Source organism: Siphonobacter sp., from assembly GCF_048595215.1.
Classification (GTDB): Bacteria; Bacteroidota; Bacteroidia; order Cytophagales; family Spirosomataceae; genus Siphonobacter.
Genome location: NZ_JBMDWJ010000308.1, coordinates 1 through 9,748 on the forward strand (window position 1 = coordinate 1; position 9,748 = coordinate 9,748).

Genomic DNA, 9,748 nt, shown 5'->3' on the forward strand with positions numbered 1-9,748 from the left:
GCTGTACGGCAAACGCAAGAAACCGCTACCTGAGGATTTAACGGATGTCGATCTGTTGGTTTACGATATTCAGGATGTAGGAGCCCGCTTTTACACGTATATCAATACCCTGCACCGGGTGATGGAGTCCTGCGTGGAAAATAAAAAGGAGCTGGTGATTCTGGATCGGCCCAATCCCAACGGGTACCTCGTCGATGGCCCCATTCTGGAAGACCACCTGCACTCGGGCATCGGGATGCACCGTATTCCCGTCAGCCACGGCATGACCATCGCCGAATTTGCCCAGATGATCAATGGGGAAGGCTGGTTGCCGAACAAAGCGACCTGTCAACTACACATTGTAAAAGTGGCCAACTACCGGCACGAGTTGCCTTATGAGTTGCCCGTGATGCCATCGCCCAATCTGAATACACCGCAATCCATTCTGCTGTATCCGCACATTTGCTGGTTTGAGGGGACCATCATCAGTCAGGGACGAGGTACGTACTTTCCCTTTACCGTACTCGGTGCTCCGGCTCTGAAGGGCCAATATGCCTTCTCGTTCAAGCCCGTCAGTATCAAAGGGATGAAAGAAGAACCTTTGCACGAAAATCAGGACTGTTACGGACTGGATTTACGGAAATACGATACCCGGCAACTACGCAAAAGCGGTCGCCTAAATCTGCAATGGCTCATTGAACTATACCAGGCGTATCCGGATAAGGCCCGTTTCTTCGATAAAAGTCAGCATAAAGAAATTGGCGAGTTTGATAAACTATCGGGGACCGAACAACTGCGGGAGCAAATCATTGCTGGCAAAAGCGAAGCCGAGATTCGAAAGAGCTGGGAGCCGGGTCTTTCGCAGTTTAAGACCATGCGGAAAAAGTACTTGTTGTATCCGTAGGGCATTCATCCAAGACCTAGTTTGAGTAGCTATTTTTCTTAGGGGGATTTCCGGAAGGCTTGTCAAACAAAGGGGCGTACCTTAAATTGCTTCCTTTCCCATTTTGTAAACGAACGAACCTATGAAGAAAACACTACTACTGGCTCTGGCCACGGTGGTTTACTCGGGCTCCGTCTGGGCTCAGAAGACCCCTACACCGCTCACGGCTGAGAAGAAGTACGAAACTGAAATCAATGCTCTGGCTAATCGTCCCCGGGTAAAAACGGCCTTTCAAACCATTCTGGACCTCGAGCCCGAAACGCGTAAAGATCATTTGCTGTTAACGCAGATTCCTTCCCCGCCCTTTAAAGAGCAGGTACGGGCCAAAAAATACGCTGAGTTACTGCGAGCCGCCGGAGCCGATTCGGTATGGATGGATGAAGTAGGCAACGTACTGGCTCGTCGAAAAGGCAAAACGGGCAAACGAACGGTAGTCCTGGAAGGACACCTCGATACCGTTTTCCCGGAAGGAACGGATGTAACGGTGAAACAGCGGGGCGATACCCTGTTTGCTCCCGGCATCGGGGATGATAGTCGGGGACTAGCCGTTGTGCTGGCCGTTCTTAAAACCATGCAGAAAAACAACCTCCGCACCGAAGGTGATCTACTCTTTGTCGGTACGGTAGGCGAAGAAGGCCTGGGCGATCTGCGGGGCGTTAAACACCTGTTCTCCGGAAAAGGCCCTAAAATTGATTCTTACCTGTCGGTAGACGGGTCGGGCATCGGACCAATCACCAACGGCGGCGTCGGTTCGGTACGGTATCGAGTAACGTACAAAGGGCCGGGCGGGCATTCCTACGGTTCGTTTGGGCTGGTCAATCCGCATCAGGCCCTGGGTCGGGCGATTCATTACTTTACGCTGGAGGCGGACCAATTTACCCGCATGGGGCCTAAAACGACCTACAGTGTCAGTGTGATTGGTGGCGGGACTTCCGTAAATGCCATTCCGTTTGAATCATGGATGGAAGTCGATATGCGTTCGGAAGATCAGTCGAAGCTGGTCGGAATCAATGACCTGTTTCTGGCTGCCGTACAGAAAGGGTTGCAGGAAGAGAATGCCATCAAACGAATGGGTGCCGACCTGACGGTAGACGTCAAGAAAGTAGGCGATCGGCCTTCGGGTATGACGGAGGCCAAGCAGCCCCTCATTCAGCGGATGATTGCCATCAGCCGGTATCTCAAAGCTGAACCTTCGCTGCACAGCAGTTCCACCAATGCCAATATTCCGTTTGCGAAGGGCGTTCCGGCCGCTACGATTGGTATCGGTGGCGTGGGCGGTGGGGCCCATTCCCTGAACGAGTGGTGGATGAACGATAAAGGATATCTCGGTATTCAGCAAGCCCTGCTGATCGTACTGGCGGAGGCTGGTTATACGGAATAAGGAATATGGTTAATTGCTTCATGAACAGCCTGGTGGGACTTTTTACCCCATCAGGTTGTTGTGTTTTGCTGGGTATGGTTGTTTTCGAATTCAATACATAACCAGCCCTTATCAACTATGGCAACGCAGGAAAAATTTGCTCTGATCACCGGAGCCACGAGTGGCATTGGGTACGAACTGGCCAAGCTATTCGCCAACGATCAGTATAATCTGGTCATCGTCGCTCGCAATGCCGACGAACTGAATACAACGGCTATCGAATTGACCCAGCAATACGGAGTAGAGGTCGTCACCCTAGCGAAAGATTTGGTACAACGGGAAGCTCCCCAACAAGTATACGAAGAAGTGAAAGCCAAAGGCATCCAGATCGATGTACTGGTCAACAATGCCGGTCAGGGACAGTACGGACTATTTATCGATACGGATCTGGAACGGGAGCTGGATATTATTCAGTTGAACGTCAGTGCTTACGTATCGCTGACGAAGTTTTACTTGCAGGACATGGTGGCCCGTAACGATGGAAAAATTCTGAATGTGGCCTCTATTGCCAGCAAATTGCCCGGTCCCTGGCAGGCGGTCTATCACGCGACCAAGGCCTTCGTACTATCGTTTACCGAAGCCCTGCGGAGTGAAATCAAGGAAAGTGACGTTACGATTACGGCTTTGTTGCCCGGTCCGACGGACACTGATTTCTTTAACAAAGCCCAAATGCAGGAGTCGAAAATTGTGCAGGAGGGCGATCTGGCCGATCCGGTACAAGTGGCGAAAGATGGCTACGAAGCCCTGATGGCAGGCGACGATAAAGTAGTATCCGGTCTGAAGAACAAGCTACAGACGGCGGTAAGCAACGTTATGCCGGATTCCATGTTGGCAGATACCATGAATAAGCAACAGCGTCCTGCGGATACGAACTCCTGAGCAGAAAAATGAATCGATTTTAACACCCGGCTTTCGTATGGTCATGTACGGTAGCCGGGTGTTTTTATGAACCAACTTTGCGGTCGGCTGTCGAATTGCTCTATCTTTAAGGGGCCGTAAACAACGTTCTGTATGCTGATTAAAAATGACCCCAAAGTGATTAATGCCTGGTGTTTTTATGACTGGGCTAACTCAGTACACGCTTTGGTGATTGTAACCGCCATTTTTCCCATCTATTTTGGGGCCACGGCGGTAACCCGCTCCCCGGATTTTGTTACCTACTTCGGGATGGAGTTTCAGAATTCGGTGGTGTTTTCCTATTCCGTATCCATCGCTTTTTTGATCATTGCCGTTCTGAGTCCCTTGTTTTCTGCCATTGCTGATTACTCCGGTCGCAAGAAGCTGTTCATGAAAATCTTCTGCTATTTCGGAGCCTTCAATTGTGCCTTACTCTTCTTTTTTACAAAAGAAAACTACGTCAGCTCAACGCTGTTTTTCATCTTTTCCCTCGTCGGCTGGGCGGGGAGTATCGTCTATTACAATTCCTTCCTGCCCGAAATCGTGACGGAAGATCGCTACGATGCCGTCAGTGCCCGCGGTTTTTCTTTAGGCTATATCGGTAGTGTATTACTGCTAATTTTTAACCTGACGATGGTATTGAAGCCCGAGTGGTACGGCATTACCGATGCGAGTCTGCCGCCCCGCATTGCCTTCCTGAGCGTGGGCGTATGGTGGGCGGGTTTCGCTCAGTATACGTTTGCATACCTGCCGGAAGTATCGCTGGAAAAGGAACGGCAGAAAAACTGGTTATGGAATGGCTTCATCCAGTTGAAACTGGTGTTGCAGCAGATTAAAGGAATGCCGCTGTTAAAACGCTTTCTGCTGGCGTACTTCTGCTATAACATGGGGGTACAGACAGTTATGTATCTGGCCACACTTTTCGGCGACAAAGAGCTTCATCTGGACTCCGGTTCCCTCATTGCCGTCCTACTAGTCATTCAACTGGTGGCGATTTTGGGAGCCTGGCTGTTTGCCAAAGCCTCGGCTCGTTGGGGAAATTTCCGAGCCCTGATGGTGGCGGTATTCATCTGGATTGGTATCTGTGGGGCTGCGTATTTCGTTCAGACGGGTGCTCAGTTTTACGTACTGGCCTTCGTCGTGGGTCTGGTCATGGGTGGTATCCAGTCGCTGTCGCGTTCGACCTATGCCAAGTTACTGCCCACGGGTACGCACGATACGGCTTCGTTCTTCAGCTTTTACGATGTGTGCGATAAAACATCAACCGTGATCGGGACCTTTCTCTTTGGCGTTGTCATCCAGTTCACGGGTTCCATGCGGTACAGTGTGCTGGTCATTGCTGGAGTCTTCGTGGTTGGATTTATCATGTTAGCCATTTTGACCCGAATAAAAAAAAGGAGTCCAATTCTTGCATCCGTCTAATCGAGCCTTATTTTTGTGATCCTAAACGCTTGGAATGTTAGCTCAGTTGGTTCAGAGCACTACCTTGACAGGGTAGGGGTCAGGGGTTCGAGTCCCTTACATTTCACTTTTTGTAAAGTACCAATAAACAAAAACACCCGCTTAAAGTTAATTTAAGCGGGTGTTTTTGTTTATACTCGAATGGGCTAAGCCCGATTCCGGTATTTTATTATTGTAAGCTCCATGGTGGTCAATTACCGTCAAATACTGGAACACATCAGTGATGCCATATTCCTGCTGGATGCAGATGGATATATTCAGTATTGTAATCCCGGAGCAACTACGCTGACGGGTTATTCAATCAACGACCTGAGTCATCAGTCGATGGCCCTGCTGAGAAGCGGCGGCAACGATCTCATTCATGCGGAATATGAGCGGACCGTAGCTCTACGTCAGGGAGTCACGCACAGCAAAGGCTGGATATTTCGAAAAGAGGGTAGCCACTTCTGGGGTGAAATGACGATTACTCCCGTTTTTGACGAAGAGCAGGTTTGCACGGGCTATACTTGTGTATTGCGGGATAGTACCGCGGTGCTGGAGGAAACCATTCGTCTGCGAGACAACGAAGAACGCTACCGCCTGATGGTAGAAGGGGTTAAAGAGTACGCCATTTTTCTACTCGACACCGGTGGACACATCGTTACCTGGAATGAAGGAGCCCAGCGTACCAAAGGGTACTCTCCCGATGAAATTATAGGAAAACACTTTTCCACGTTTTACACGGCGGAAGATCTCAAGGACGGAAAACCCGCCCGCGAGCTAAAAATCGCAGTAGCGACGGGCAAGTACGAGGAACAGGGCTGGCGAGTGAAGAAAGACGGCTCCGTCTTTTGGGCGAATGTGGTCATTACGGCTCTGTTCAACGAACGAAATGAACACATTGGCTTCTCAAAAGTAACCCGCGATCTTACCGAAACGAAGTACCAACAAGAAGCCCTGCGAGAGAGTGAGGAACGCTATCGTTCCTTAGTGGAACAGGTAGGCGATTACGGTATTTTCATGATGGACGAAAAAGGTCGCATCGTCAGCTGGAATACCGGGGCTCAGCGAATCAATGGCTACACGACCGAGGAAATTCTGGGTAAGTATTTTTCCATTTTTTATACCGAAGAAGACATCCTGAGCGGTAAGCCGGATTTTGAATTACGAACGGCCCTGGCCGTGGGTAAGTACGAGGAAGAGGGCTGGCGACTCCGAAAGGATGGCAGTAAATTCTGGGCTAACGTGGTCATTACGGCCCTGTACAGTAGTGAAAAGGTGTTCATGGGCTTCTCGAAAGTAACTCGTGATTTGACCGAACGCAAACAGGCCGAGCTGGCCTTACGGGAAAGCTACGAACGCTTCCGCTCGCTGGCTCATACGCTTAAAAAAACCAATACCGAACTGGCCTACGCCAATCAGGAACTGGAACAGTTTACCTCCATCGTTTCTCACGATCTGCAGGAACCCATTCGGACGATTAAAAGCTACCTCCAACTGCTGGATTTGAAACTCGATGCCGAGCAAAACACGGACCTAAAAGCTTATATTAGCCGAACCATTCACGCGGCTAATCGCATGCGGGAGCTGATTCAGAACCTGCTGCATTATTCGCAGTTGAGTCGCGGCGAAATTCTAGAAGTAACCATGCCGACTGCGGAGCTCATCGAGCAGGCGTTGCAAAACCTGAAAAGTTCGATTGAACGCACGCAACCGGAAATCCGTATCGAATGCGAAGTGGATGTTGTGAAGGGAGATCGGGTACAGCTGGTTCAATTACTCCAAAATTTGCTGAGTAATGCATTGAAATTTACCGATGCGGAAAAACCACTCATTACGATTTGGTGTACGGAGGTGGAAGGACACGTGAAATTTTCCGTATCGGACAATGGGATTGGGATTGCTCCCGGGGATTACGCGAAAGTGTTTGATATGTTCAGACGCCTGCATACCCAGAAAGAATATCCCGGTACGGGCATTGGACTGACGATCTGTAAAAAGATTGTTGATCGGCACCGGGGGAAAATTTGGCTTGAATCAGAAGCGGGTCAGGGAACGACCTTTCATTTTACGTTGTACGAAAATTAAGTGAACGTTTCGTATGAAAACTTATACGATTTTAATTGCGGAAAACGACGAGGACGAACGATTCTTTATGCAACAAGGATTCGATGAAGCATCGGATTTATTTGAGGTGGAAGCTCTGGTAAAGAACGGCGATGCCTTGCTGGAATGGCTGACGCTCAACGCTCCCCGAAAACCTGACGTCATTTTATCGGATCTTAATATGCCGGGTAAAAACGGATACGACCTCATCAACGAATTAAAAGCCCAGCCCGCGTACGCTTCCATCCCCGTCATTATTGCTTCAACGTCGCCCATTCAAAGTACGATCGAACGTTGCCTGACGCTGGGAGCCGCCGATTACATCATAAAACCCGAAACGTTCATTGAATACGGCCCTTTTGTTCGGGAATTACACCAACGGATTATTCAAAAGGAACTCATTCCCTGAGTCATCGCTACTAAAAAGGGTCATACTCCACCTGGAGTACGACCCTTTTTAGTAGCGATCAATGGATACTAGCTTGCCTGAACGGGTAGTTGTACGGTATCCGTCCAGAAGTGATATACGGTATCCCATAAATTGGACAAGCCGCGAAAGTTGGTCGGTTTCACGATGTAAGAGTTCGCCCCCAGTCCATACGCTCGATGAATGGTGTCTTCATTGTCCGAGGTCGTTAGCATCACAATGGGCATTTCTTTCCAAACGGAAGAATTTTTCAGTTTTTCAAGTAAAGTCAGGCCACCCATCTTCGGCATGTTAATATCCAGTAACATAACGCTGGGACGAGTTTTCAGACTTTGTAGTACTTCCAGAGCATGCTGACCATCTTCGGCAAACACTAACTCGCAGTTGTACTCTCCTTCTTGATAGGCCAGTTTTAATAAATCACGATCATCTTCGTCGTCTTCAACGACAATAAATAGTGGCTTTATGGACATGAGTTGGCGATAGAAATAATAACATCCGAATACAAGATTCGGCGTAGGTCTATAAAACAAAAAGGAGCGGCGTAGTTCCCGAAAAAGGACAATGTTTTTAGAAAAATGGGCCGTTTTGTAACAAAGAAATACAATTTTTGCCGGACTAGGAATAAGCTCTGATTAAATCTAGATTAGAGTTGCAAAAACTGAATTACTTTCGTAGTTGCTAGTCCCAGTTGGTTAGAAGTTCGCTAAGCCAAGTAGTGTTGATACAAGCATACCGTTTGTAGCGTATGTAGTGGACGAAACACGGGAGGGAAGAAAACAGATTGGCTTCGTACGGGTTACTTAAGAGGAAAGTCTTTCCAGAATCGATTGTTTGAAAATAAGCATGCAGCATAACCAGGCCTCAAACCCTGAAGACGCCCGGATGCCAACGTTAAATGATTTCATGTGGGAATGGAATCAGGAAAGCGGTGACGTTTGGTGCAGTGAAGGCTACGCAGCTCGGGTAGGCGTTCCGGAAGAACCGGTCCCTATCCCGGGAACGTACTGGCATTCACGTATTCACCCCGACGATCAGATGTGGGTGAGCGAAAGCCTGTACGAAGCCTTACAAAAACAGCCGGCTACCTGGGAGGCGACGTACCGTTTTCTGAAGGCAGACGGTTCATATCTAGTAGTAAAAGATCACGCTCATTTGATTCGTAAAGCAGGAGCGGTGGTTCGGTTACTAGGCACCTCTACCGTACAGAACGAAGCTCTCTATAGGTCTACGCAGTTCTATTCGGCCGCTTTTGATCAGGTGCCTTTGGGGATGATTGTTACGGATGCAAACGGTCGAATTGTCCGGGCAAATGCTAGTTTTCAGCAACTCAGTGGCTATACCGCTGCCGAATTACAGCAACTTTCGTACCGCCAACTCATCGATGTCGCCGACTGGCCGATCTACAATGCCCGATTACAATCCTTACAAACGAGCCTCTCCACGCAGTTGGAAAACCGACTTCGGCAACACAATGGGCAGATGTTATGGGTCAAGCAAACGCTTACTCTGATTCCGGAGTTAGGCTATTATTTCACCACCGTTGAAGACATTACCCATGAACATCTGCAACGGCAACAGCGGGAACGCCTACTGACGCTCGTAGAAAACAGTTCAGAGCTAATGGTGATCGCTGCTATGGATGATCACCTATTGTACATTAATCAGGCTGGTCGCGAACTGGTCGGAATACCGGCAGACGCTCCCATTGCCCATCGCAAAGTATCCGATTTTTATTGGCAGGATCAGTACTCCTTCGTGCGGGAAACGATTTTGCCGGAATTACTCGAAAAAGGCCACTGGAAAGGGGAGTTCAGTATCCGGCATTTTCAAACCGGAATGGTCATTCCCGTCTTCGCAAACGGTATTCGTATTGACGATCCGGATACGGGCCAACCGATTGCCCGCGGATTTACCCTACGGGATATGCGGCCGGAGCAGCTGGCCCGGCAAACCATCCTGGAAAGCGAGCGGCATTTCCGTAATCTGGTTATTCAGGCCCCCGTCGCCATTGGTCTGTTGAAAGGACGCAAGATGGTGATCGAAACCGCCAACGAATTTATGCTGGAGGTGTGGGGAAAGACGGAGTCGATTGTTGGGAAACCCCTGCTTTCGGCACTACCAGAACTGGCCGGACAAGGGTTCATCGAACTCTTGCAGGATGTGTACGATACGGGCAACCCCTTTTACGGAAACGAAATTCTGGCTCAGATCATCCGCAATGATCGCCTCGAAGCCCGGTACTATAACTTTGTATACGCTCCAGTACGCCAGTCCGACGGGATAATTACGGGCGTGATGATTGTCGCCAATGACGTAAGCGATCAGGTAAGGGCTAAGAAAGAAGTTCAGTTCAGCGAAGAGCGTTTTAGGAGTTTTGTGCTGGGTTCGCCTACGCCCATCGTCATCTATACGGGGAAAGAACTGCGAATTGAAACCGTGAATCAGGCGATGCTTGACACCTGGCACCGGGATAGTAGCTTGGTAGGGAAAACGTTTCGAGAGGCCTTCCCGGAGCTAGATCCCCAGAATTTTT

Annotated in this window: 8 protein-coding genes and 1 tRNA gene; 8 read left to right on the forward strand and 1 reads right to left on the reverse strand. The window is 49.3% G+C overall.

From position 1 onward, the window contains the following. The 7 genes from ACOJTG_RS18915 to ACOJTG_RS18945 form a co-directional block, all read left to right on the forward strand. Positions 1-883: exo-beta-N-acetylmuramidase NamZ domain-containing protein (locus tag ACOJTG_RS18915; protein ID WP_420155251.1), on the forward strand; the 883-nt coding region annotated here is incomplete at its 5' end. A gap of 121 nt (positions 884-1,004) precedes the next feature. After that, positions 1,005-2,303, forward strand: coding sequence for a M20/M25/M40 family metallo-hydrolase (locus ACOJTG_RS18920; RefSeq protein ID WP_420155252.1), 1,299 nt, complete (start codon positions 1,005-1,007; stop codon positions 2,301-2,303). Between the two features lie 117 nt (positions 2,304-2,420). After that, a complete protein-coding gene (locus tag ACOJTG_RS18925; RefSeq protein ID WP_420155253.1) occupies positions 2,421-3,221 on the forward strand; it encodes an SDR family NAD(P)-dependent oxidoreductase in 801 nt (266 codons plus the stop codon). Between the two features lie 135 nt (positions 3,222-3,356). Continuing rightward, a complete protein-coding gene (locus ACOJTG_RS18930) occupies positions 3,357-4,661 on the forward strand; it encodes an MFS transporter (protein WP_420155258.1) in 1,305 nt (434 codons plus the stop codon). 31 nt (positions 4,662-4,692) lie between these two features. Next, positions 4,693-4,767, forward strand: a tRNA-Val gene (locus ACOJTG_RS18935). 116 nt (positions 4,768-4,883) lie between these two features. After that, complete coding sequence (locus ACOJTG_RS18940; RefSeq protein ID WP_420155254.1) at positions 4,884-6,767, forward strand: PAS domain S-box protein; 1,884 nt, start codon at positions 4,884-4,886, stop codon at positions 6,765-6,767. Between the two features lie 13 nt (positions 6,768-6,780). Further along, positions 6,781-7,194, forward strand: a complete 414-nt coding sequence (locus ACOJTG_RS18945; protein ID WP_420155255.1) for a response regulator — start codon at positions 6,781-6,783, stop codon at positions 7,192-7,194. Positions 7,195-7,262: 68 nt separating this feature from the next. Here ACOJTG_RS18945 and ACOJTG_RS18950 read toward each other — a convergent pair whose 3' ends face one another. Next, entirely contained in the window at positions 7,263-7,685 is a 423-nt protein-coding gene (locus tag ACOJTG_RS18950; protein WP_420155256.1) for a response regulator, read from the reverse strand. A 373-nt stretch (positions 7,686-8,058) separates the two neighbouring features. On the opposite strand from ACOJTG_RS18950, the gene ACOJTG_RS18955 reads away from it, so the two are divergent. After that, positions 8,059-9,748, forward strand: a 1,690-nt coding sequence (locus ACOJTG_RS18955; RefSeq protein ID WP_420155257.1) for a PAS domain S-box protein, incomplete at its 3' end; no start/stop codon positions are given.